The 22,569-nt window shown below is 69.2% G+C and carries 21 protein-coding genes and 1 pseudogene; 12 read left to right on the top strand and 10 right to left on the bottom strand.

From position 1 onward, the window contains the following. Nucleotides 1-159 precede the first annotated feature (159 nt). From SACTE_RS18135 to SACTE_RS18125, 3 genes are all read left to right on the top strand, one after another. Nucleotides 160-951: a methylase gene (locus tag SACTE_RS18135; RefSeq protein ID WP_014047472.1), complete on the top strand. Its 792-nt coding sequence runs from the start codon at nucleotides 160-162 to the stop codon at nucleotides 949-951. A 211-nt stretch (nucleotides 952-1,162) separates the two neighbouring features. Then, complete coding sequence (locus tag SACTE_RS18130) at nucleotides 1,163-2,227, top strand: C40 family peptidase (RefSeq protein WP_014047471.1); 1,065 nt, start codon at nucleotides 1,163-1,165, stop codon at nucleotides 2,225-2,227. 324 nt (nucleotides 2,228-2,551) lie between these two features. Continuing rightward, nucleotides 2,552-3,895, top strand: coding sequence for a response regulator (locus SACTE_RS18125; protein ID WP_014047470.1), 1,344 nt, complete (start codon nucleotides 2,552-2,554; stop codon nucleotides 3,893-3,895). Here the strand turns inward: SACTE_RS18125 and SACTE_RS18120 are convergent. The 4 genes from SACTE_RS18120 to SACTE_RS35425 all read right to left on the bottom strand — a co-directional run bounded on the left by SACTE_RS18120 (nucleotide 3,877) and on the right by SACTE_RS35425 (nucleotide 5,959). After that, nucleotides 3,877-4,212 carry a DUF2516 family protein gene (locus SACTE_RS18120; protein WP_014047469.1) on the bottom strand — a complete coding sequence of 112 codons (336 nt, stop codon included), beginning with the start codon at nucleotides 4,210-4,212 and terminating at the stop codon, nucleotides 3,877-3,879. The two genes, SACTE_RS18125 and SACTE_RS18120, sit on opposite strands and share 19 nt — an antisense overlap. Nucleotides 4,213-4,373: 161 nt before the next feature. Continuing rightward, nucleotides 4,374-5,015 carry a hypothetical protein gene (locus tag SACTE_RS18115; protein ID WP_014047468.1) on the bottom strand — a complete coding sequence of 214 codons (642 nt, stop codon included), beginning with the start codon at nucleotides 5,013-5,015 and terminating at the stop codon, nucleotides 4,374-4,376. A gap of 28 nt (nucleotides 5,016-5,043) precedes the next feature. Further along, entirely contained in the window at nucleotides 5,044-5,529 is a 486-nt protein-coding gene (locus SACTE_RS18110) for a helix-turn-helix transcriptional regulator (protein ID WP_014047467.1), read from the bottom strand. A gap of 295 nt (nucleotides 5,530-5,824) precedes the next feature. Continuing rightward, complete coding sequence (locus SACTE_RS35425; protein WP_019993424.1) at nucleotides 5,825-5,959, bottom strand: hypothetical protein; 135 nt, start codon at nucleotides 5,957-5,959, stop codon at nucleotides 5,825-5,827. 326 nt (nucleotides 5,960-6,285) lie between these two features. On the opposite strand from SACTE_RS35425, the gene SACTE_RS18105 reads away from it, so the two are divergent. The 4 genes from SACTE_RS18105 (at nucleotide 6,286) to SACTE_RS18090 (ending at nucleotide 9,775) form a co-directional block, all read left to right on the top strand. Then, entirely contained in the window at nucleotides 6,286-6,657 is a 372-nt protein-coding gene (locus SACTE_RS18105) for a hypothetical protein (RefSeq protein WP_014047465.1), read from the top strand. 231 nt (nucleotides 6,658-6,888) lie between these two features. Then, on the top strand, nucleotides 6,889-7,812 hold the full coding sequence (locus SACTE_RS18100) for a DUF6551 family protein (RefSeq protein WP_014047464.1): 924 nt from the start codon (nucleotides 6,889-6,891) through the stop codon (nucleotides 7,810-7,812). Nucleotides 7,813-8,286: 474 nt separating this feature from the next. Further along, nucleotides 8,287-8,757: a hypothetical protein gene (locus tag SACTE_RS18095; RefSeq protein ID WP_226995176.1), complete on the top strand. Its 471-nt coding sequence runs from the start codon at nucleotides 8,287-8,289 to the stop codon at nucleotides 8,755-8,757. Between the two features lie 283 nt (nucleotides 8,758-9,040). After that, nucleotides 9,041-9,775, top strand: a complete 735-nt coding sequence (locus SACTE_RS18090) for a hypothetical protein (protein WP_014047462.1) — start codon at nucleotides 9,041-9,043, stop codon at nucleotides 9,773-9,775. A 431-nt stretch (nucleotides 9,776-10,206) separates the two neighbouring features. Here the strand turns inward: SACTE_RS18090 and SACTE_RS33330 are convergent. Further along, nucleotides 10,207-11,022: pseudogene (locus SACTE_RS33330) on the bottom strand (Tn3 family transposase); the annotation flags it as partial. Nucleotides 11,023-11,195: 173 nt separating this feature from the next. Between SACTE_RS33330 and SACTE_RS18080 the strand changes: the two are divergent. The 4 genes from SACTE_RS18080 to SACTE_RS33325 are packed head-to-tail and all read left to right on the top strand — an operon-like array spanning nucleotide 11,196 to nucleotide 15,990. After that, nucleotides 11,196-11,909: a TnsA-like heteromeric transposase endonuclease subunit gene (locus tag SACTE_RS18080; protein WP_014047461.1), complete on the top strand. Its 714-nt coding sequence runs from the start codon at nucleotides 11,196-11,198 to the stop codon at nucleotides 11,907-11,909. 44 nt (nucleotides 11,910-11,953) lie between these two features. Beyond that, nucleotides 11,954-13,957, top strand: coding sequence for a Mu transposase C-terminal domain-containing protein (locus SACTE_RS18075; protein WP_014047460.1), 2,004 nt, complete (start codon nucleotides 11,954-11,956; stop codon nucleotides 13,955-13,957). Continuing rightward, on the top strand, nucleotides 13,954-15,006 hold the full coding sequence (locus tag SACTE_RS18070) for an ATP-binding protein (protein ID WP_014047459.1): 1,053 nt from the start codon (nucleotides 13,954-13,956) through the stop codon (nucleotides 15,004-15,006). The genes SACTE_RS18075 and SACTE_RS18070 overlap by 4 nt, the downstream gene beginning before the upstream one ends. Before the next feature lie 3 nt (nucleotides 15,007-15,009). Then, nucleotides 15,010-15,990, top strand: a complete 981-nt coding sequence (locus tag SACTE_RS33325) for a TniQ family protein (protein ID WP_014047458.1) — start codon at nucleotides 15,010-15,012, stop codon at nucleotides 15,988-15,990. A gap of 247 nt (nucleotides 15,991-16,237) precedes the next feature. On the opposite strand, the gene SACTE_RS18055 is transcribed toward SACTE_RS33325, so the two are convergent. After that, on the bottom strand, nucleotides 16,238-16,825 hold the full coding sequence (locus SACTE_RS18055; RefSeq protein ID WP_019993432.1) for a helix-turn-helix domain-containing protein: 588 nt from the start codon (nucleotides 16,823-16,825) through the stop codon (nucleotides 16,238-16,240). Between the two features lie 72 nt (nucleotides 16,826-16,897). Here SACTE_RS18055 and SACTE_RS18050 point away from each other — a divergent pair, with 72 nt between their 5' ends. After that, a complete protein-coding gene (locus SACTE_RS18050; RefSeq protein ID WP_014047456.1) occupies nucleotides 16,898-17,728 on the top strand; it encodes a class I SAM-dependent methyltransferase in 831 nt (276 codons plus the stop codon). Between the two features lie 289 nt (nucleotides 17,729-18,017). On the opposite strand, the gene SACTE_RS18045 is transcribed toward SACTE_RS18050, so the two are convergent. The 4 genes from SACTE_RS18045 to SACTE_RS18030 form a co-directional block, all read right to left on the bottom strand. After that, nucleotides 18,018-18,773, bottom strand: coding sequence for a response regulator transcription factor (locus SACTE_RS18045; protein WP_014047455.1), 756 nt, complete (start codon nucleotides 18,771-18,773; stop codon nucleotides 18,018-18,020). A gap of 64 nt (nucleotides 18,774-18,837) precedes the next feature. Beyond that, nucleotides 18,838-21,063 (bottom strand): MMPL family transporter, encoded by a 2,226-nt coding sequence (locus SACTE_RS18040; RefSeq protein WP_014047454.1) that lies wholly within the window; start codon nucleotides 21,061-21,063, stop codon nucleotides 18,838-18,840. Between the two features lie 186 nt (nucleotides 21,064-21,249). Beyond that, on the bottom strand, nucleotides 21,250-21,861 hold the full coding sequence (locus SACTE_RS18035) for a TetR/AcrR family transcriptional regulator (protein ID WP_014047453.1): 612 nt from the start codon (nucleotides 21,859-21,861) through the stop codon (nucleotides 21,250-21,252). Nucleotides 21,862-22,179: 318 nt separating this feature from the next. Continuing rightward, on the bottom strand, nucleotides 22,180-22,530 hold the full coding sequence (locus SACTE_RS18030; protein ID WP_026359161.1) for a helix-turn-helix domain-containing protein: 351 nt from the start codon (nucleotides 22,528-22,530) through the stop codon (nucleotides 22,180-22,182). Nucleotides 22,531-22,569: the final 39 nt, after the last annotated feature.

Below are 22,569 nucleotides of genomic sequence, written 5' to 3'. Positions count from 1 at the left end.
GCGGAACGAAGCCTTTCATTTCCGCTTTACCAAATCATTACGCGCCGTCCCCGGAGCACCGCCCCCCCTCGCCGCCTGCCGCTCACCGCTGTCCGCTCGGAGCCGCCCGCTCACAGCCACCCGCTCACCGCCGCGTGCGGAGTCGTTAGGCTCGCCGTCATGCACCAGCGCCCCATCGGCACCGCCACACGCGGGACCACCAACCCCAACCGGCTGCGCCGTATGGACCGCTGGATCGCCGCCACCCACGGCCCCGCCCTGCGCCGCAGCGACCGCCCCGTCGCGGTCGACCTCGGATACGGCGCGGCCCCCTGGACCGCCGTCGAGCTGCTGCAACGACTGCGCACCGCCGAACCGCGCACGGCGGTCGTCGGGGTCGAGATCGACCCGGACCGGGTCGCCGCGGCCAAGCCGTACGAGCGCGACGGCCTCACCTTCGTCCACGGCGGCTTCGAGATCCCGCTGGACGCGCGCCCCACCCTCGTCCGGGCGGCGAACGTGCTGCGCCAGTACGACGAGGCCGAGGTCGCAGCCGTCTGGGTGCGGCTGTGCGCCCGGCTCGCCCCGGAGGGACTCCTCGTCGAGGGCACCTGCGACGAGATCGGGCGGCGGCACGTCTGGGTCGCGCTCGGACCGGAGGGCCCCCGCACGGTCACCTTCGCGGCCCGGCTGGGTTCGCTGGAGCGCCCCTCGGACCTGGCGGAGCGGCTACCGAAGGCCCTGATCCACCGCAATGTGCCCGGCGAGCCGGTGCACGCCTTCCTGCGCGACCTCGACCGAGCCTGGGCCACGGCCGCCCCGTACGCGTCGCTGGGCGCGCGGCAGCGCTGGATCGCGGCGGTGCGGGCGGTGTCCGCCGACTGGCCCCTGACGGACGACGTACGTCGCTGGCGGCAGGGCGAGGTCACGGTGCGCTGGTCCGCACTGCGGCCCGCCACGGCCGTGGCCTGACGGCGTACGTCGGACCGGCCTGCGGACACGCGCCCGTACCGGGAACACGCACGCGTCCTCGTTCGTACCTCTGTGTGACGCGTCACGCGGCCCGGACCTCTGTCGCTTTGCGGTGCACCGTGGCACGATCACGTCGTCACCGATAAGTTACTGACGGTAAGTCAGATGCCCCCGACCCGGCATCCGGCGACGTCACCTGGAGGGGGAGCTAGTGAACCGACGCCACTGTGCCTCTGCTGCGATCACCCTGGTCTGCGCACTGGCCCTGCTGACCGCGCCGGTCCAGGCCCTGGCGGCCCCGGTCCCCGAGCCCGCCCCCTCCTCCACGCCCGCCACGGCCGGGAAGAGCCTCGAAGAGGTGCGCGAGGAGATCGACACCCTCTACCGCAAGGCGGGGGCCGCCACCGACGCGTACAACCTCGCCGAGGAGCAGGCGAAGAAGCAGTCCGCGGAGCTCGGGCGGCTCACCGACGCGATCGACGACGGCGAGGCGCGGATCGCCGAGCTGAAGAGCAGGGCGGGCGCCCAGGCCCGCGAGCAGTACCGCAACGGCGGCCTGCCGCCCGGGGCCCAGCTCATGCTGAGCGGCGACCCCGGCCTCTTCCTCGACGGGGTGAGCCAACTCCGCCAGGGCCAGCAGGCCACCAAGGGCATGCTCGGTGAACTGGAGCAGAGCCAGGAGGACTTGGAGCTGTACACCAAGGACGCCGGTCTCAACTGGAAGAAGCTCGAAGCCACTCGGCTCAAGCAGAAGAAGGCCAAGAAGAGCATCGACGCCCAGATAGCGGCGGCAGAGAAGCTCGAAGCACAGCTGGAGAAGGAGGAGAGGGCCCGTCTGCTGAAGATGGAGCGGGACGCCGCGTCCACGGCACAGAACGCCTGGCTCTCCTCCGGCGCGCTCAAGGACATCGACCGTGAGGCGAGTGCGAGCGGCAAGGCGGCCGTGGCCTTCGCGACCGCCCAGATCGGCAAGCCGTACGTGTGGGGCGCCGAGGGCCCCGGCTCCTACGACTGCTCCGGGCTGACCTCCCAGGCCTGGGCCGCCGCGAAGCGGCCGATACCCCGGACGTCCCAGGAGCAGTGGCGGCAGCTGCCCCGGATCGCCGTCCAGGACATGCGCCCCGGGGACCTGATCATCTACCACAGCGACGCCAGTCACGTCGGCATGTACGTCGGCGGCGGCTCGATCGTGCACGCCCCCCGGCCCGGCCGCGACGTCACGCTGGCGGGCGCCGGCTCGATGGAGATCCTCGGCGTCGTCCGTCCCGACAAGTAGGCCCTCCCGTCCGGACCGGGCCGGGGCCGCGCGCCCCGGCAGCGCGCCCGGGACGTGTCCCAGAGTCCTGCCCGGCGACGCCTGGCACGCACGCTCGCCGCGTCGTCGTCACCGCGTGATGTTCGTCATGGCCCCCGTGTCCGTTTCCTCCGCTCCCATCCCGTCGGATCCGTGACAGGACGCGACTTATGGCCGCGCATATGACAGGGGCCGATCTCGTGCGCCATTCCGTTCCCCTGCCACGGACCGCTATGGTCCCCGTCTGGCGGGTCGTCGATCGTCGGTCCGCCGCGCCCTCGGGGGGAGGGAAGGAAACCCGAACCGATGCCCGTACCCGTACCGCAGCAACGTGCCGTTTCCGCTGCGGAGACCACCCACGGCCCCGACCTCACCCTTCTGGTGATCTCGGACGACCCTGCGGGCACCTTCACCGTCCCCGAGCTGTCGTCCGAGGGCGGGACCCGCGTCCGCGTCCGTACCGCCCGCAACCTCACCGAGGCGGGCCGGCTGCTCACGGACCAGGTGGACTGCGTCCTGGTCGACCTCGACCTGGCGCCGCCCGGCGGGGCACGCGCCGACAGCCACCCGGACGACGGCACCGAACCCCACGACGAGCTCGCCACCCTCCAGCACGTCCTGCGCGTCGCCCCGCGCCACGCCGTCCTCGCCCTCACCGCCGAGGACGACGCCGAACGGGCCGCCGACGCCGTACGAGTGGGGGCGCAGGACTACCTCTTCCGCGGGGAGCTGGACGGACGCCTCCTCAGCCGCGCCATCCGGTACGCCGTGGAGCGCAAGCGGGCGGACATCGCCCAACGCCAGCTGACCGAGTCCCGGCTGCGCGCCCAGGAGAACGCCCGGCTGGAACGCGGACTGCTGCCCACACCGCTCCTGGAGGGCTCCGACCTGAGCTTCGCCGCCCGCTACCGGCCCGGCCGCAGCCGCGCCCTGCTCGGCGGTGACTTCTACGACACCGTCCGCACCCCCGACGGCACCGTGCACGCGATGATCGGCGACGTCTGCGGCCACGGCCCCGACGAGGCGGCGCTCGGCGTGGAGCTGCGCATCGCCTGGCGGGCGCTGACCCTGGCCGGACTGTGCGGAGACGCCCTGCTCGCCACCCTCCAGGAGGTCCTGGAGCACGAGCGGCAGAGCGAGGAGATCTTCGCGACCCTGTGCACCGTGGACATCGCGCCCGACGGTCGCAACGCCGGTCTCTGCCTGGCCGGCCACCCCGCACCACTGATCGCCCGGCAGGGCCGCGCGGCGCACCTCCTCCCTCACGAGGAGGGCGGCCCCGCGCTCGGGCTGCTGCCCCGCGCCCGCTGGCCGAGGCGCCAGGTCCAGCTGGGCGGTTCCTGGAGCCTGATGATGTACACCGACGGGCTGATCGAGGGCCGCGTCTCGGCGGAGGGCTCCCAGCGGCTCGGCCAGGACGGCATGGTGGCCATGGTCAACGGCCAGCTGGACCGAGGGCTGGGCGGTGAGGAACTGCTGGAGGCATCGGTCACCCAGGCGCGGGAGCTGAACGGCGGCGAGCTGACCGACGACGTGGCCGTGCTGCTGCTGGAGCGCGACGAGGCCCGGATACGCCGACGGGGCCGGAGCGCCTCGCGCTCCCGCCCCGGTCCCGCCTCGCCCGCCGGCGCTCAGCGCCCGCCGTTGTAGGGGCCGTACGGTCCGTCGCTGGACGAACCGCCGCGGCGATTGCCGCCGCCCGACACCGCCTTGATCGCCGGCCGCACGTCCACCATGAAGACGATGGAGGCGATCACGCCCGCGATCTGCAGGAACAGGATCGGGATGAACAGGTTCACGACGACGGTGATGCCGAGGATGATCAGCCAGAAGGACTTCTTCTGCTTGTCCGCCGCCCGGTAGGCGTCCTCGCGCGCCGTGACGGCGAAGACCAGCGCGACCACAGCGAGAACGAGCATGGCCAGGTAGATCAGCTGGAGAAACGAGCCGAATGCTTCGAGCAACACGGTGAGCACCGCCTAATCAGGGGAAAGAGCGCCTCGCGGCCAAGGTACCGGGACAACGACCGGGGCACCCCGAAAGGTGCCCGACCGTGCCCCGGCCCGTCTGTCCGCCTCCCGGCACCCGGAGCCCGCATCGGGCTCCGGGCTCCGGCCGGGTCTCCGGACTACTCCGCGGAGGGCGGGGTGGTCTTCTTCGCCGCCGGCTTACGGGCAGGGGCCGTCTTCCGCGCGGGTGCGGCGGGCGCCGCCTTGGCCTCGGTGCTCCTCGGCGCGGTCTTCGTGACCGGCTTCACCGCGGGCTTCTTCTCCGACGCGGCCGGAGCCTCGGCCTTCTGCGGCGGCACCGGCCTGGGCTCCGCCTCGACGACGGTGGCGATCTCGACGATCTCGTCGGCCGTCTCGCCGCGCCACGTCCGCACGCTCTGCTCGCCGCGCTCGGCGACCTTCTCGTACGTCTCCCGGGCGCGGACCGCGTACTCGGCGGCCACACCCACGCTCCGCAGCGCCAGGTCCTGGGCGCTCTCGCCCAGCTTCTTCAGGTCGGTGTCCAGCGACCCCAGGACCTCGGCCACCCTCGCCTGCACGGTGGCCTGAGCCTCCCTGGCCTGCGTGGCGACCCTCTCCTGCACGGTCTTCGGGTCGGTGTTGCGGACGGCCTCGAACCGCTCGGGCGCCTCGGCCCGCAGCTGCTCGATCAGCGCCGGCACCTTGCGCGCCTGCTCCACGGCGAGTTCGGCCGTGCCGGCCGCGAAGTAGAGGGGGGTCGGGTCGGTGAGGGTCTTGCGCAGGTCATCGCTGATGGCCATGACTGTGGTCCTCCCGGATCATCGTGAATCAGTTCAGGGGTGGTGTCTCTGCGTCAGGTGTCCCTGCGTCAGGTGTCTCCGCGTCACTGCCACCGGCCGCGCGTGGGCCGCGGGCATCCGAACCGGCGTCGCCGTCCGGCCCGCCGGCACCCTTCGGAGCCTCGGCGTCGAAGCCGTTCTCCTTGCGGAAGGAGTCGTAGATCTGGAGCAGGACGTTCTTCTGCCGCTCGTTGATCGACGGGTCGGCGAGTATGACCGCCCGCGTCTCCAGCTCCTCCCGCTCCCGCTCGTCGAGGATCCCGGCCCGCACGTACAGCGTCTCGGCGGAGATCCGCAGCGCCTTCGCGACCTGTTGCAGCACCTCGGCGCTCGGCTTGCGCAGGCCGCGCTCGATCTGGCTGAGATACGGATTGGACACTCCGGCGGCGTCGGCGAGCTGCCGCAGCGAGAGCTGCGCGGTACGCCGCTGCTCACGCAGGTACTCACCGAGATTGCCGACGTTGAGTGATGCCATGCCCCGATGGTGCACCACTCTTGCTAACTTTTGCAAGCAGCCGCTTGCAAAAGTGTTCCAGGTCGCATCGGCCGATCACAAGTGCTTGGCCTGGGTGTCCGTTCCCAGTGCTTGTGAGGGTTTCCCGCTGAATCTGCTCGGCGAAGTGAACGAGTCCCAATCAATCTGCGCGGCGAGTTCTCTCGTGGGTTGAGCTCGGCCTTGGGCCACAGCGGTACAGCGGTACAGCGGTACAGCGGTACAGCGGTTAACGCTAAGCCGGTGATCATGGGATCGAGGCAGGTCGTGGGAGGGACTACCGCAGCTCGGCGTTCGGGCGGGGCTGCGCATGGAGCCGCTCGCGGAGGTCGATCTCCTCGGGGCTGAGCGGGTCCTCGGGCCGCCGGATGCGTACGGGTTTGGGTCGCAGCGGCAGGCCGTCGTCGGCCATGGCGGCGGTCTTCCCCCCTCGGGTGCGGCAGGCGGAGCCGGCGGGCGCGTCATAGTTCGGATAGTTGTGACGTTCTACCGCCAATGCGGCCCGATCGGGCGCGAGATCCATCCGGGAAGTCTCTCAGAACCGCCTCGCACAACATGCGGGTTTCGAGAGGGCTTTTGCGAACGGCGACCTGCGGAAACGTGATCACTGCGGGGGCTCTCGCAGATGAACATTTGTGAGAACCGGAGGTCTCACCCCTTCCGCTTTCCGAAACAGGCCACGGGCGCGGCCGCCTGGATCGTATGCTCGTTGCTGTGAGTTCCAGAAAAAATGTGTGCATGGAGATGGCGGAGACCACACACAACCAAGTGGCGCTGTTGGCGCTGGCCTGGGGGGTCTCCGAGAGCGAGGCGGTGCAGAGGCTGGTGGAGCACTTCCAGCGCACTTCCACCCCCAAAAAGAGCGATAAGGAGGGAAAGATCAACGTTCACGCCCTATACAACGGGGTGCGGATCGAGGGGCTTTACGACCCGACGGCGGAGAGTGTGACGGTGACGAGCGGGCCGGCGCAGGGGCGGTACAAGTCTCCGAGTGGCGCCGCCGCTGCGGTGCTGCGCGCACAGAACCCCAAGGTGAGCGCGAGTCGGAACGGCTGGTCATTTTGGATCATCACGGACACCGGCAGCGTGCTGCAGACCATCCGTCACTGAGTCGCGTCAGGCGTGCGGGATGTCCGCGCTCCGTTTCGCCCTGGTGTCGCCTCAGCCGGCGGGCAACGTGGCATGAGGGGCCTCGCTCTGCGAGGCCCCTCGGCTACCACCAGCGGTGATGCGAGAAAATTGCAGATGCGAGAAACCCAGGGATGCGAAAATATTTGACATGCGAGAAATTTCTACGATTGAGTAGCCGTCAGACACCATCCCATGAAGGGAGTTGCCCCCGTGGCGACGACGAAGACCACTACGGCGCGGAAAGTCGTGGTCAAGCGGCGCAGCAAGGCCGCGCCGCCGGAGTATGAGCCGGTGCCGGTCGACCCCCGGCCCGTCTACTACCAGAAGATCCGCGTGGGCCTCCTGGAGGTAGACCCCAGCCTGGACGCCCAGCGCATGTTCCAGCGCTCCTGGGCAAACAAGCTGGGGAAGAAGTGGAACCCGCGCCTTCTTCTCCCCGCGATCGTCTCGAAGCGAGCGGATGGCCGGTACTACCTCCTGGACGGCCAGCACTCCACCAAGGTGGCCACGGAGAAGCACGGCCCCAACTTCGAACGGCACTGCCTGGTCTACGAAGAGCTGACCCCGGCCGAGGAAGCCGCGCTGTTCCTCGCCGCAAACCGTGACCGCAAGGCGGTCAAGCCCGTGGACAACTACCGTGTGGCGCTGACCGCAGGAGAGCCCCTGGTGACCCGCGTCAACGCCGAGGTGGAGTCCTGCGGCCTGACGGTTACCGGCAGCAGCTCCCCCAACCAGGTAGGCGCCGTCCAGGCTGTCCTGACCATCGGCGAGAAGCGCGTGGGCCTGCTCCCCATGGTGCTGTACACCCTGACCGAAGCATGGGGCCGGGACAGCACGTCCTGGGACAACATGATGATCCGCGCGGTGGGGATGGTCATCCACACCAACTGGAAGAAGAAGGAGGAGGGGAAGGAAGAGGAGGATCCGAAGGTCGACCTGGACCGCCTGGCCCTCGTGCTCCGCAAGCGCACCGTGCGCCAATGGAAGACCGACGCCATCCGCTCCACGCACTCCGGCGGTGGCTCCCAGTCCCGCTCCCAGCCGCTGGCTGAGAACATCGTGACGGCCTACAACATTGGCATCACGGACCCCACCCAGCTGGTGATCGCACCCGGCCGCGGTACCAGCGCGTAGCCACCTTGCAAGGACAGTGAGCCCCCACCCCGGTATCGACGGGGTGGGGGCTCACTGCGTCTCCGGATGCTACCGGGCCACCGCGAACTCAGGGTTCAGCCGAGATAGGCGCCATAGGGATAATGGGATGATCTTGGAAGCCGAACCGTCGCAGTAAATCCGGTATTTACTGCGACAGAGCCCCGGCCATGATCGTCGCGACCTGCGGCGGACCGGGGTCTGAGAAACATCCGTGTCAGATCGTGCGCTAAGCGTTCGTCAGCCCTGGTGGGCGGCTGACGGGGCGTCGACCTGATCCGTGAGGGGGAAGGGCGCTCTGTTCTGTAAAGCCTGTTCTGGTTGGCGCCCGCCGGGGTGGCATAACTTGCCGCTCTCGTGGGGCGAGGCCCCCCGGGGCGCATCACCTTCATAGATGCAGTGGGAGTCTCAGGCGTTACGCCTCCCGACGGCCGCCCCGGTCCTTACAGTTGCCCCATGACCACTGAAGACGGGCCCGGGATGGTCCGGGAGAAGATGATCGTCGAGTACCCGGCCGACACCCGCCTCTCGCAGTCGAGCACCACGCCGGGTGGGCGCAGCAGCCTCCTGCGCGACGAAGACAACCACCTCGCCGGCCACAGCGTGCTCTTCCCGGCCGACGACGACCTGCTCACCCGGGCCGAGGCCGACGCCCTCGCCGACGCCAGGGTCAGGCTCACGCAGGCTGAGGCGGAGGCGATGCTCAAGCTGGCCATGGCTGGCGCTGCCGCGGTGGGCATCGCGGCGACCGCCGCGGCGGTCAAAGCCGCCCCGTACGTCAAGAAGGGCTTCGCGACCCTCAAAACGAAGCTGAACCACGGCGAACCGGAACTCGCCGACGAGACATCCGGGACCATCATCGAGATCGATTCCCCCGGACGGACTACCAGGTCGGAACAGCCGCCACGCGAGATGCCCGCCTCGTGACCCAGACGGCACGCCTGCCCGGGACAATCGGATCGGCGACCGGACACACCGCCGCAGAGACATCTGCGGAAACGCGAACGGGCCGAGCCCGCTGCGTTGCAGTTCTTCCCATACAGCCCCTCTCCGGACAAGCGGAGGTAAGTACCTTGCGTCGGCCCTCCGGATCGCCCCGGAGGGCCGACGCGGCAAGCGGGACGCCTGCGGCGGGGCTGGTCTGAAGTCGTCCTCCAGATAATGATCCGTAAGGCCGCGGGCACCTCGCGGACACGGCCAAGGAGAGACGTTGTCGAGACTGACCCTCGTCGAGCTGAGCGACCTTCCCCGCAAGTCCCACGGCTGCCCACCAGAAGTCGAGCGAAGCTGGGCCCGTCTGGTGGCCACCCACAAGTCCGTGGGTGGGCTGTTCACCACCCTCAACGAACTGCGCGCTGGTCAGGACGACATGCGCGGCGCCGTCTCCGAGACCCACCGCGACCAGGCCCGAGCCGCCATCGTCTTCACCGCGGCCGGTATCGACGCCTGCCTGCGCACCCTGCTGCGAGATTCTCTGCACACCCTGCTCTCCACGACCGGCGACGTGCATGGCGCCTTCGTCGCTCACTTCATGGCCAACCGCCTCGCCGGCGACATGACCAAGGCCACCAAGCAGGCCGTCGTCAACATTGACCCGCGCTCCGCTCTGATCGATCTTTACGTCGAGGACCTGGCTGGCCCCAGCATCCAGGGTGGTACCGACCTCATCCGCTGCCGCAACGCCCTCGGCTTGAAGCAGGAGTCCGCCCTCGACGATCAGATACTCAAGAGCCACCAGCCGTTCTTCAACGCCCGACACGAGGTCGTCCACGAACTCGACCTCATCGACCCCTCCGGCCGGGGCACCCGCGGGCGCCGACACCGCGACCTCGCAGCCGTCGGCGCCCAATGCGACGGCGCGCTGCAACTGCTGCACGCCTTCATCGCGCCCACCGCCCGTACTGTGAAGGCCGCGCGCCGCGCAATGGGGTTGAGCACCACATGAACGCACCGGCCCGCAGCACAGCCACCGTGTAGCGGTTCGTAGGCTCGCTCCGTCAGCCGCCCACCAAGACCGATTTCGGCTTGGCGCACGATCTGACACGGATGTTCCTCAACCCCCGGACCGTTCCGGACGCCGGGGCGAGGTGTACGCATTTACTGCGGCATCACCCGCTGACCGCGCGCTGAGTCGAATCAAGATCGACTCATTGCCCCTTTGGCGCACATCTCGGCTGAACCCCACCTCGGCGCAGCGGGCCTACCCGCCTCGTGGAGCTGGGCAATGAGCGGTTCGACGCCGAGTACGTCAAGGCAGTCAAGGACACCGACATCAAGCCTCGGGCACCCTGGGAACGGGCCGCCACGGCTCCGAAGCGGCTGGCCAAGGCGGCGGCTCACAAGCTGATCGGCGCCCTTGCCAGGCTCCTGACACCGTCAGTCCTCGTCGTCGTCGAGTCCCGGTGCCTCCGGGTCCCGCGGCGAGCGCAAAACGCCGGCGGCCGGGGTGGAAGCGGTGAAGCTGTAGCGGCCGAGCACGTTGAGGTTGCGGTGCTTGAGCGGGGAGAGCCGGACGATGTCCTCGGCCCGGATCTCGTGCCCCTCGGCCTTCAGTTCGGCGACGGCGGCGTCGATGTAGCGGGTGGTCCAGAGCGCGATGGCGTTGAGGACCAGGCCGAGCGCGCCGAGCTGGTCCTCCATGCCGTCGCGGTACACCTGGTGGATGGTGCCGCGCTTGCCGTGGCACACGTCGCGGGCGAGCTTGTGCCGGGACTCCTGCGCGGTGAGCTGGCGGTTCATCTGCCGACGGTAGGTGTCGTCGAGGGTCGACCATCCGCAGCAGATGCTCGGTCTTGGCGATCCGCCCGTTTTCCGCGAACGCTGCCCCGAGCGGGGTGGGGTTGCCCTCGCGGCCGAACATCCGCAACAGGTCGTACGCCCTGACCTGGTTGGTGACCAGGGAACCGGCGACCCGGAGCATGTCCGGCCACCACGTCTCGATCTTCTTCAGGTTCACGCGGTTGCGGGCGAGCGGCTCCAGCAACCCGTACGTGCCCGTCTCCACCCCGGGCATCGTCGCCCGCCAGAACCGCTGGTCGTCCAGGTCCTGAAGCGGGGGCTGAAGTTGTAGCCCAGGATCTTGAAGATCCCGAACACGATGTCGGAGTAGGAGGCGTTGTCGGTGGCCACCATCTCCGGCTTCACGCCGCCGTCGAGGTTCAGCAGCGCGTCCAAGATGTGCAGGGAGTCACGGATGCCTGCTCAATTTTGCCATCTACCAGCGGTGTTGGCCGTCCTGCCGCGAGAGACTTTCGGCCGATCACTCGGATGGGGGATTTGGTCCCATTCCTTCTTCTCGTTCCCGCCGCTTCTGCACAGTGGTTCACATGGGGGCCCAAGGAACAGCACAGCAGGCGTTGCCAGCCGTGGACCAGTTTGAGGTCGAATGGCGGGATGCCGACGGTGAGCATCGGCGACCGTTGGCGGATGTGCTCTCGGTGGAGTTCGAGGCAGGGCTGCCAGTACGCGGGTTCCCGTCGTACCGCGGCCAGCGAAACTTCCCGGGCCTGTACTGGTCGGCCACGACAGGCGGGCACGTGGGGTTCGAGTCGTGGCTGGAGCGGGATCACGCGATGCTGCTGGACTTCACGCCGGAGGTGACGGGGCTGCTGTCACAGCCTCTGTGGCTGTTCTGGAAGGACGAGCGGGGTAAGCGCATCTCGCACGCTCCGGACTACTTCGCTCGGTTCGAGGACGGGCGGGGGCTGGTGGTGGACTGTCGGCCGCTGGACCGGATCGACTCACGGTCAACGGCCAAGTTCGCCGCGACGCGCACAGCTTGCGAGGTGGTGGGGTGGGGCTACAGGGTTGTTGGCGAGGTGGACGCCGTGCGGATGGTGAACGTTCGCTGGCTGGCGGGATACCGGCATCCGCGGCACGGGGCCGACGAAGGCCTCGTGGCCCGGTTGTTGGCACTGTTCTCGGCGCCTTCGCCGCTGGTGCCGCAGGCTGCGTTGCTCGGCGATCCGATCGCGGTGTTGCCGGCGGTGTTCCATCTGCTCTGGCTGGGACGGCTGGCCGCCGATCTGTCACGGCCTCTGTCGGACGCCACGCTGGTGTCACCGGCGGCGACCCGGTGAGCGGGCACCCAGGGCCACGGGCGGCGGTGAGGGTTGGGGATCAGGTGCGCCTGGATGACCGGCTGCAGGTGGTCGTCGGCCTGTCCGGGACGACGGTGCGGCTCCTCGACGAAGCCGGGTCGGCGAGTCTGGTGTTGCTGTCCCACCTACTGGCCTCCGAAGGCTTTGAGCTGATCGGCCAGGGTGTCGATCAGGGCCGTATGCCACCGTTCGCGTTGTTGGACATCGTGCCGGAGCGGGAAGCGGAGAAGGCGGCGGCCTGGGAACGCCATGTGACCGAGGTGGAGTTCGGCAAGCCATTGGATACTGACCCCACGACTCCACCTCGCCCTGAATACGACCCGGCAAGCCACACAGTGGAAGAGCGAGTGGCGGCCAAGGCTGCGGAACTACGGGCTATCGGATGGCAGGCGAGTGCGGGAACCGTTCAGCGAATGCGCAGGCGCTACCGCGAGCAGGGCGTGTGGGGGCTGGTCGATCACCGCAAAACTCGGGTTTCCTCGCCGACGGGGCGGGCCGATGACCGGGTGGTCTCCGCCATCGCGGAGATCCTCGCCTCGACAACGAACGAGTCCACCGGCACCCGCGGCCGGCTGTGTCGGCGAGTGGAGGCGCTGCTGGCTGAGCGCCATGGCCCGGGAACGGTGCCAATGCCGTCGAAGTCGGCGTTCTACCGGCTCGTCGAGGCGGTGAGCGAGGGCACGCATGCTTTCGGCGAGGCCACGTCCCGCAGGTCAGCGGCTCGCCGCCCGCAAGGAGCGTTCACCCCTTCCTCGGCCTGCCGCCCCGGCGAGATGGTGCAGATCGACACGACACCACTGGACGTGCTGGTGGTCCTGGAGGACGGGGTGAGCGGACGTCCGGAACTCACGATCGCCGTCGACGTGGCAACGAGGACGATCTGCGCTGCGGTGCTGCGACCAGCAGGCACCAAGGCCGTGGACGCCTCCCTGCTGCTGGCCAAGATGCTGGTCCCGGAGCCGCTACGGCCCGGCTGGTCGGAAGCACTGGCGATGTCGATGACGCTGATCCCCCACCAGAGGCTGTTGGAGATCGACGCGCGCCTGGAGCAAGCGGCCGCCAAGCCGGTGATCGTGCCAGAGACGATCGGCATTGATCACGGGAAGGTGTTCGTCTCCAACACCTTCCTGACCGCCTGCCGGTCGCTGGGCGTCTCCGTCCAGCCGTCCCGCCCGGCGACCCCGACTGACAAGGGAATCGTCGAGCGGACGTTTTCCTCGATCAACACGCTGTTCTGCCAGCACATCCCTGGCTACACCGGTTCGAACACGACCCGCCGGGGGGCCGAGGTCGAGGCCGTCTGGACGCTCGCGGAAGTGGACGACCTGTTGCAGGAATGGATCGTGGCCTGCTGGCAGCAGCGGCCACACGAAGGACTGCGCAGCCCATTCCTACCGGGCCGGCCGATGTCTCCCAATGACGCATACGCCCTGCTGGTCTCCCGCACCGGCTACCTGCCGATGCCGCTGAGCGGCCCCGACTACTTGGAACTGCTGCCAGCACTCTGGCGTTCGGTCAACGACTACGGCATCCGTGTCGACCACCGCACCTACAACTGCCCCGGGCTGAACCCCTTGCGGCGGCGCTCCTCGGGAGTGACCGCCAAGGGCGGACTCTGGGAAGTCCATTACGACCCCTACGACCTGTCCCAGATCTGGGTACGCGACGCACGCACCGGAGAGTGGATCACGGTTCCGTGGACACACCGGCACCTGGTCTCCGCGCCGTTCGCGGACTTCACCTGGCGTCGAGCCCGGGACCTGCTTGCGATGCGGGGCCAGGACGACACCAACCAAGCCGCCGTGGCCGCCGCAGTCGACCAGTTGCTGACGCGGGCGGAAAGCGGGCCGGACCGCCGCATCGCGGCCCGCACCCGCGCCGCCCTGGAGCCCGCCCGGTCCGTCCCTGCGCTGCCGCAGGCACCAGCTTTTGAAGACGCCGAGGACGAGGCCACCGTCCCGGAGCAGACATCGAACGTCATTCCCTTCGGCGTCTTCGATGCCTTCACCGACGGGAGTCGCCTGTGAGCGAGGCTCCGCCACCGGACATCGCCAACCCCCAGATGTCGCTGACCACGAAGGAAGGCTGGCGGGCGTTCGTCGATGAGAACCCTGATCCCCCGCCGTCGCTCCCGTCCGGCACCGTCCTGGACGAGGACGAGCTGGAGTCCTACAGGGAAGCGCGGATCGACTATCACACACGATCCGTCATCGTGAACACTCCCACGATCCGTGGCGTCGTCACCACGGGCCGCAAACGCATCGTGCTCAACCGGCACCAGGTCTCCGCCCGCCGCGGCCTGATCGTGTCCGGTTCGGCCGGCACCGGCAAGACCACAGCGATCACCCAGCTGGGCAAGAACGTCGAACAGATCACCCGGCGGCGCAACCCCACCGCCATCGGCGGACTGCCGGTCGTCTTCGTCACCGTCCCCCCGGCGGCCACCCCGAAGATGCTCGCAGGCGAGTTCGCCCGATTCCTTGGCGTCCCGCTGGAGCACCGCATGAGCCAGGTCCAGATCACCAACGCCGTCTGTGACCTGCTCGGCAAGCTCGGCACCACACTCGTCCTGGTCGACGAGATCCACAACCTCGACCTGACCACCCGCAACGGAGCCGAGGCATCCGATCAGCTGAAGTACCTCTCGGAACGGATCGCGGCCACCTTCGTGCTCGCTGGTCTCGACGTCGAGACCAGCAGCCTGTTCCAGGGCACACGCGGACAGCAGATCGCCGGACGCTACACGGTCATCCCCTCCCGGCCCTTCGGCCACAAGAACCGCACGGACAAGGAGAGCTGGCAGGCCCTGGTGGTGACCATGGAGAACTCCCTGCGACTACAGGCCCATCGTCCCGGCACCTTGGTCGCCATGACCGATTACCTCCACGAGCGCACTGGCGGGCTGATCGGCAGTCTTTCCCAGCTCATCCGAGAAGCCGCAGTCGACGCCATCGACAGCGGCACGGAAAAGATCACCAAGCGCATGCTCGACGAGATCGAGCTCGACCACGCCGTCCAGAAGGCCCGGCCCGATCGCCCCCGTGCCAAGTACGCTCGCAGGCCGAAGGCGGCCTGAGTAATGGAGCCCTGGGAAGCCCCGGTCCGGCTCCTGCCACTTCCTCTGCCACCGGTCCACGGGGAGGTCTTCGGCTGGTACCTGCACCGCCTCGCCGCCGCAAACCACGTGACGTCGGGACAACTGGCGAAAACACTGACGCCGTTCAAGAACGCGCTGATCGGCAAGCGGACGGACACGTTATGGCGCTGGACTCCGATGGTTCTGCCGCGGCTGGCACTCCTGACGGGTCTCACTCACGAGACCCTTCGGATGCTGCTGCCAGCGATCTCCCGGATTGAGGCGCGTACCGGAGGCGAGGTGATCCGCTATCGGCGGCGTCTCTACGTCGCGTGCTCACACTGCATGCACCGCCGTGGAATCACCGAACCAGTCCTCGCGCATCGCCCCGCCGATCTCCAGCTCTGCCGCCGACACGGCATCTGGCTCGACGGCAACCGCCAATACCGCGTCAGCCACCTTCCAGAACTTGCCACGGCTCAACACCGGCACCGGCGAATCGCCCGCCGCTTCCCCAACACCTTGGAAGCAGCCACAAAGGAAGCGCAGCACATGGTCCGGTCCTGGCTTCTGAACAAGAAGCAGCCCCATCTGCTCTCACGCTGGAACGACCGTCTCGCTCAGCTACCGCCCAAGGAAGCCGCCTACGAGAACATCATCAGGCGACGCGTCGACGAGCGGGAGTTCATCGCCACCTACCCGGAGTTCGTCACCATGCTCGGCATGGTGGCCGACCCTGCTTGGCGAGCACGACGGGCGCCTCGCCAATGGGTGAACCTCAGCCAGCACCGGCGCACGATCGACGCTGTCTACGCAGAAGCCGAGCGCCGGCTCAACGTCCCCTCTCTCCGCGAGAAGCGTCAGTCCCACACCTTCTCCAACGACGCCCTCTTCCGCTGGACCGACTCATCGGGGAGATCACTGATGCTGGTGATGACACCGGAGGACCACAACGCCCTACGAGATGATTCCCAGTGGAACTGAGAAGCCCCAGGCCAGAGCCTCTTCGGCCAGACAGAACTGCTGGGACAGCCGCACCTCACGCCCAACCAGGCTCACCACTGTTCAGATCCACTGGGCCCTCCACGCTCCGAAGCGTCCCGGCTGAAATGACAAGGCGCAGATCAGGGGCACCTCATCGATTCAGATCTCTCGGGAACGGACACTGGGGCAGCTACGGAGGCCTACCAGATCCGGGGGCAGGGGGCGACACGCGACCTGGACGCTCAGGTCACGACTGGGGTGGTCGCAAGGCGCCGGCGATGACGGTGGTCACCATCTTGCGGACTGCGGCGGTCTGCGGTGGGGCGCTTGTCCGGTCGGCGAACAGCAGGTGCCCGGCCCCGACGAGGGTGGGGGCGAGCGTGTCGATGTCGGCGTCACCGGCCAGACGCCCCAGCTCCCGCTCGGCAGTGAGGTATGCGGCGATCATGGCGGCGCCCTGCACGGCCAGCGGGATGCCGGTCAGACCGGCCTCGCGCAACCGGGCGCGGAGGCCGTCACGGAAGGTGATGAGCGCGACGATCGCCACCGTGACCGGCCCGAACAGGTCCTGCAGCGCGTCGGAGAGGTTGTCCACCACGCTCCCGGTGCCGGCGGCCGCGCGCAGAGTCGTGGTCCGGTCCTCGATGCCGCGGACGCGGTCGAGGACCAGTTCCGCCAGAAAAGCGTCGAAGTCGGTGAAGTGCCGGTGCAGCACACCCTTGGCGCAGTTCGCCTGCTCCGTGACCGCCCGGCTGGTCAACGCGTCGGGCCCGTCCCGAAGCAGGACGCGCTCGGCGGCTTCGAACAACTGGCCGCGCACGTTGTGGATGTGCACCCCTGACGGCATTGTCTCCCTTTCCGCGCCGCCCGCCTTAACAAGTGGGCAACCGCCCATTAGTGTGGGCGCATGCCCACTTTATCGCAGGGACAGCCGGACACGTCCGGCCCCGAGCCCCACCGCCACCGGCAGACGGCCGAGTCGTTCGGAGTGGACGCCGAACGCTACGACCGCGCCCGACCGCCGTATCCCCAGGCCCTGGTGGACAGGATCGTCGCGGCAAGCCCCGGCCGGCACGTCCTCGACGTCGGAGCCGGGACCGGCATCGAGGCCCGGCAATTCCGGGCGGTCGGCTGCACCGTGCTCGGTGTCGAGCCCGACGAGCGGATGGCCGCCTTCGCGCGACGCAGCCGTGTCGAGGTCGAGGTCGCCAGGTTCGAGGACTGGCAGCCGGCAGGGCGGCAGTTCGACGCGGTCATCGCCGGCACCGCCTGGCACTGGGTGGACCCCGTCGCCGGCGCGGCCAAGGCGGCCCAGGTGCTCAGACCCGGCGGCCGACTCGCCCCCTTCCACCACGTCCCCCAGCTCCCGGCCGAGGTGATCGACGCCCTCGCCGAAACACTCCAACGGGTCGCCCCCGATTCCCCGTTCAACCCCGGCCTGCTCAGAGGATCGGCCGTGGACGCCTACCAGCCACTGTTCGCGAAAATCGCCGACGGCATCCGGCAGACCGGCAGGTTCAGCGAGCCGGAACAGTGGCGCTTCTCCTGGGAGCGCACCTACTCCCGAGAGGAGTGGCTCGACCAGCTCCCCACCCTCGGAGGCCTCACCCAACTCTCCGCGGACAAAATGGCGGAGGTCCTGGACAGCGCCGGGACTGCGATCGACATGCTCGGCGGCCACGCCACCATGCCCTACACATCCGTCGTGATCACCTCTACCCGCTCCCATACGGCCTGACCGCCGCAAACGTCGGGCGTCGCCGGGCGCGAACAGACTGGTGGACTCGGCGACGCCCCCAGGGAGGCGGGGAAGAGGACTCGCAAGCGGGGAAGGTTCCCCGACTTCTTGCGCCGGGCCTCGGCGGGCCCGGCACCTCCGCGCCGACCAGTGGACTTCCACGATGAGCACCCTAGGGCTTGTTTCGAAAGTCCCGCCTGTCCGGCGGGCGGACGGCGCTACTTTCGAAACAAGCCCTAGAGGCGGCTGCCTACGGTTGAGCGGGACATCGACGGCCGACCTGTCCCACTCAACCGTAGGCACCGCAGGTCAGAACCTCGCCCTGCCCACAGTTATCTGGGACAGGACACGGATGGTCCGGCCGGACGTCCGCAGGGTGTGCGCCGTGATCGCTCGGCGCCGCACCGGACGTGGTCCGGGCGCCCGGGACGATCAGGCGGCTCTCGTAGGCGAGGATGACCAGTTGGGCTCTGCTGGACACCGCGAGTTTGCGCATGACCCGGTTGATGTGGGACTTGACGGTGAGAGGGCTCACGCCGAGTGCGAGGGCGATGGCGGTGTTGTCGGGCTGGGTGGCGACGAGGGCGAGCACTTCGCGTTCCCGCTGGGTGAGGGGCGACAAGGAGCCGTGGGCAGCCGGCGCGGGGGGTGTGCGGGAGGGAGCGGGCGCGATGACCATGGCGCCGCGGCAGACCGCGTCCAGTGCCGTGAAGAACGCGTCGGGTTCGAGACAGGGGCCGAACACACCGGTCACGCCCGCCTCCGTGAGGAGCGGGAGCCCGGCCGGTGGGATCGTGCCGAGCACAGCGGTCCGGGTGCGGGCCGCGGCGAGGCGCAGTGACACCTGAGCCGCCGCCCACGGGACGCGGGCGAGTTCGCGGGCCTCGATGAGCAGGAGGTCGCAGGTCGTGGGGGTCAGGGCGGTCAACGCCTCGGTGAGTGTCGCGGTCTGGCCCTGGAGGACGAAGGCGGGGGACGCGACGACGACGTGCGCGTAGGCGTCCCGGACGAGGGCCGGGCCGCCCGCGAGAAGTACTCGGTGCATCGGCGTCCTCGGGACGGGGCGGGCCCGCGGCCGTGGCGGTCGCGGGCCCGTGCGGCGGGCGTCGTCAGTGGTCGCGGTCCGTGGCACCGGCGAGGCTGGGTTCGGGGGCCGTCGGCTGGGCGGGGGTCTGCCGGCCGAGCTTCTCGCCTTCGATGTCGACGTGGGGCAGGATGCGGTCGATCCAGGCGGGCAGGGACCAGGCGCGCTTGCCGAGGAGTGCGAGGACGGCCGGGACGATCGTCATGCGGACGACGAACGCGTCGAAGGCGACGGCGACGGCCAGGCCGAATCCCAGCGACTTGATCATGGCGTCGTGGGAGCCGACGAAGCCGGCGAAGACGCTGATCATGATGAGGGCCGCCGCGGTGACGACGGTGGCGCTGTGCTTGAAGCCCGTCTCGATCGCTGTGCGGGCATCGGCTCCGTGGACGTACGCCTCGCGCATGCGGGTCACCAGGAACACCTGGTAGTCCATCGCCAGGCCGAACACGATGCCGACCATGAGCACGGGCATCAGGCTCATGACGGGGCCGGTCTGTTCCAGGCCGATGAGGTCCTTCAGCCAGCCCCACTGGAAGACGGCGACGAGCGCGCCCAGGGAGGCCAGCACGGAGAGCAGGAAGCCGAGGGCCGCCTTGACGGGGACCAGGACGGAACGGAAGACGAGGATCAGCACGAGGACGGCCAGGCCGACGACGAGCGCCAGGTAGGGCACGATCGCCGCGCTGAACTTGTCGGAGATGTCGATGTTGAGCGCCGTCGTACCGGTCACGAGGGAACGGGCACCGGTGTCGGACCGGAGGTCACCGGCCAGGACGCGGATGTCGTCGACGAGGTCCTTGGTGGCGTCGCTGCCCGGTGCGCTCCGGGGGATGACGGTGATGATCGCGGTGTCGCCGCTCTCGTTGAAGGCGGCCGGCGTGACGGCGGCCACGTCCGGAAGGCCGGAGAGGGACGTACCCATGGCCTCGGCGCCGCTGCGGGCGACCGCCGGGTCCTGGTCGTCGACGGTCACGGTGAGGGGACCGTTGAAGCCGGGCCCGAACGACTCGGACAGTATGTCGTACGCCTTGCGCTGGGTGGACGAGGCGGTCTTGGAACCGTCGTCCGGCAGCCCGAGTTCGAGCTGGGTGGCCGGGAGGGCGACCACGCCGAGGGCGACCACGGCCAGGATGAGCATCCGGGCCGGCCTGCGCAGCACGTAGGAGATCCAGCGCTGCCCCGGCCCCCGCCTGCCGGGCTCGGTACCGGCGGCCGAGGGGACGGTCTTCTCGCGGCGCCTGCCACGGACGCGTTCGCCGGCGAAGCCGAGGAGGGCGGGGACCAGGGTGGTGGCGACGAGGACGGCGATGACGACGGCGCCGGCGGCGGCGAGTCCCATCGCGGTCAGGATGGGAAGGTTCACCACGGCCAGACCCGCGAGGGCGATGACGACGGTCAGTCCCGCGAAGACGACGGCGGAGCCCGCGGTGCCGTTGGCGCGAGCGGCCGCCTCGCGGGCGTCGTAGCCGTCAGCGCGTTCGGAGCGGTAGCGGGAGACGATGAACAGGGCGTAGTCGATGCCGACCGCGATGCCCAGCATCGTGGCGAGGGCCGAGGCGTTGCTGTTGAGGTCGAGCGGACCGCTGAGCGCGGTGATGGCGGCCATGCTCACACCCACTCCGACCAACGCGGTGACCAGGGGCAGGCCGGCGGCGACGAGGGAACCGAAAGTGATGAGGAGGATGACGGCGGCCAGGGCGAAACCGATGGCCTCGGCCGTGTGGCTCTCCTCGGCGGCGGCCAGCGCGTTGCCGGACGCTTCCACCGTCAGCCCCTGGTCACGTCCCGATTCCAGGGCCTTGTCGAGTCCGGTGCGGTCGCCGTCGGCGAGGTCGGACTCCGCGGCGGTGTAGGTGACCTGGGCGTAGGCGGTGGTGCCGTCCGCGCTCACCGCCTTGGAGGCGAAGGGATCGCTGATCTGCCCGATGCGGGCGGAGGAGTCCTTGACGCCGGTCAGGGTCGCTTCGAGGGCGGCCTTGTTCTCCGGAGCGCCGATCTTCTCCCCGTCGGGTGCGCGCAGCACGACGCGGGCGGTGGCTCCGTCGGCGTTGGCCGCCGGGAACTTCTCGCCCAGGAGGTCGAAGGCGCGCTGGGCCTCCGTGCCGGGCAGGGTGATGCTCGAGCTCGCGGGACCCGCGCTGTTGGAGGCGCCGATGCCCACGACGCCCAGGACGAGTGCCCAGAGGAGGACGACCGGCCGGCGCCGCTTGAACGCGGCCCTGCCGATCCTGTGAAGAAATGTGGCCATGGGGAGACACTCCGGATCGGTGGTGTTTTCGGACGTGCGGTGCCCTGGACCCGGCGGCTGACCGGCGCGGGCCTCGAAAAGGGCGTGCGGAGGTGGACGAGCGGCGTTACGCCGTTGTCAGGGTGTGCGAGGTCACCGGTGCGGCCGGAAGGCGCGTCCGGGGAGACGGTCGGGGTTCGGGTGGGGTCAGGCGGTGGCGGACTGAGCGGTGAGGGCCGGCAGGAGAACCCGCTCGACGACGGTTTCCATCAGCTCCTGGGTCGCCGGGATCCCGTGGAGGATGTTCTGGGCGAGCCACGGGCCGAGCAGGATCTGGTCCGCCAGGCCGATGACCGGGTTCGCGGCTTCGATCTCGCCCCTGTCCACCGCTCGCTCGAAGAGCTGGGCCAGGTCGCGCAGGATCGGGTGGATCAGGATCTCGCGGACGATCTCCATGAGGCCCTCGTCCTGAACGATGGCGGCCGGCACCGTGGTGAAGGTGTCCTTGACCGGGTCGTCCGACACCAGGTACCGCGCCACGTCCATCAGGTCGCCGCGCAGGCTGCCGGTGTCGATGCGGGACAGGTCCTTCCCGGCCTCGCTGGTGAGAGCCTTCCAGGCCGAGATGACCAGCCGTGGCTTGCTCTCCCACTGCCGGTAGAGCGTGGCCGTACTGCACTTCGCCCGCTGCGCGACCGCGGCCATGGTCACCTGCTCGTACCCGACCTCACCGACGAGCTCGGCCGTCACCCGCAGCAGCTCGTGCTCCCGCTCCGGGGTGAGCTTGCGGCGGCGCGACGCCGCAGGTGCCTCGGCCATGACTGCTCCTGATCCGGTCTGTAGCTGACAGCAGAACTGTAGCCACCCACAGAAGCGAAAATCAAGTTTTCGAAATGGCTGTTTTCGAAACTGCGGTTTTCGATACGTCTCGCACCCGCGTAGCCGTCGCCGACGGGTCCGAGCAGTCGCTCCGGCGAGCGCCCGGCCGCCAGGACTGCCGGGCAAGGGCCCGCCGAACACCCACCTTTTTGTGCGTACTTGGCAGCATGCGGCGACGCAGCGAAGCTGGTCACAGGCAGACGGGCGAGTCCCCCGGGACGCCGGACACGGAGGGAGAGGGAGCGGGAGGGGCTTACGTCAGGGCGCCACCCGGTCGCCCGAGAGCCGTTCCAGGCGGCGGTGGCCCCAGTCGGACACGGGGCCCAGCAGCTCGGAGAGTTCGCGGCCGACGTCCGTCAGCGAGTACTCGGTCTTCAGCGGCAGCACGTCGTACACCTCCCGGTGCACGAGGCCGTCCTCCGCCATCTCGCGGAGCGCCTGGGTCAGGACCTTCTCACTGAGGCCCGGCAGCCGCCGACGCAGCTCGGCGGGGCGGTGCGGCCCGGATTCCAGCAGCCACAGCAGTGCCGTCTTCCACTTGCCGTCGATCACGGCGATCGCGGCGGTCACCCCGCACACCTCGGTGTCCCGGGCACGTCCACGCGTCATCGTCGACCCCTTCGCCATGTTCCGCACACCTATGGGAGT

The organism is Streptomyces sp. SirexAA-E (assembly GCF_000177195.2).
Taxonomy (GTDB): Bacteria; Actinomycetota; Actinomycetes; order Streptomycetales; family Streptomycetaceae; genus Streptomyces; species Streptomyces flavovirens.
Note: the sequence above shows the minus strand (reverse complement) of the source record. Positions and strands in the feature narration are given on the sequence as shown.

Bases quoted from the DNA above. Each gene is read 5' to 3' on its own strand.
- SACTE_RS18135 (WP_014047472.1), top strand. From the start codon at position 160: ATGCACCAGCGCCCCATCGGCACCGCCACACGCGGGACCACCAACCCC.
- SACTE_RS18125 (WP_014047470.1), top strand. From the start codon at position 2,552: ATGCCCGTACCCGTACCGCAGCAACGTGCCGTTTCCGCTGCGGAGACC.
- SACTE_RS18115 (WP_014047468.1), bottom strand. From the start codon at position 5,015: ATGGCCATCAGCGATGACCTGCGCAAGACCCTCACCGACCCGACCCCC.
- SACTE_RS18110 (WP_014047467.1), bottom strand. From the start codon at position 5,529: ATGGCATCACTCAACGTCGGCAATCTCGGTGAGTACCTGCGTGAGCAG.
- SACTE_RS35425 (WP_019993424.1), bottom strand. From the start codon at position 5,959: ATGGCCGACGACGGCCTGCCGCTGCGACCCAAACCCGTACGCATCCGG.
- SACTE_RS18105 (WP_014047465.1), top strand. From the start codon at position 6,286: ATGGAGATGGCGGAGACCACACACAACCAAGTGGCGCTGTTGGCGCTG.
- SACTE_RS18095 (WP_226995176.1), top strand. From the start codon at position 8,287: ATGACCACTGAAGACGGGCCCGGGATGGTCCGGGAGAAGATGATCGTC.
- SACTE_RS33325 (WP_014047458.1), top strand. From the start codon at position 15,010: ATGGAGCCCTGGGAAGCCCCGGTCCGGCTCCTGCCACTTCCTCTGCCA.
- SACTE_RS18050 (WP_014047456.1), top strand. From the start codon at position 16,898: ATGCCCACTTTATCGCAGGGACAGCCGGACACGTCCGGCCCCGAGCCC.
- SACTE_RS18045 (WP_014047455.1), bottom strand. From the start codon at position 18,773: ATGCACCGAGTACTTCTCGCGGGCGGCCCGGCCCTCGTCCGGGACGCC.
- SACTE_RS18040 (WP_014047454.1), bottom strand. From the start codon at position 21,063: ATGGCCACATTTCTTCACAGGATCGGCAGGGCCGCGTTCAAGCGGCGC.
- SACTE_RS18035 (WP_014047453.1), bottom strand. From the start codon at position 21,861: ATGGCCGAGGCACCTGCGGCGTCGCGCCGCCGCAAGCTCACCCCGGAG.
- SACTE_RS18030 (WP_026359161.1), bottom strand. From the start codon at position 22,530: ATGACGCGTGGACGTGCCCGGGACACCGAGGTGTGCGGGGTGACCGCC.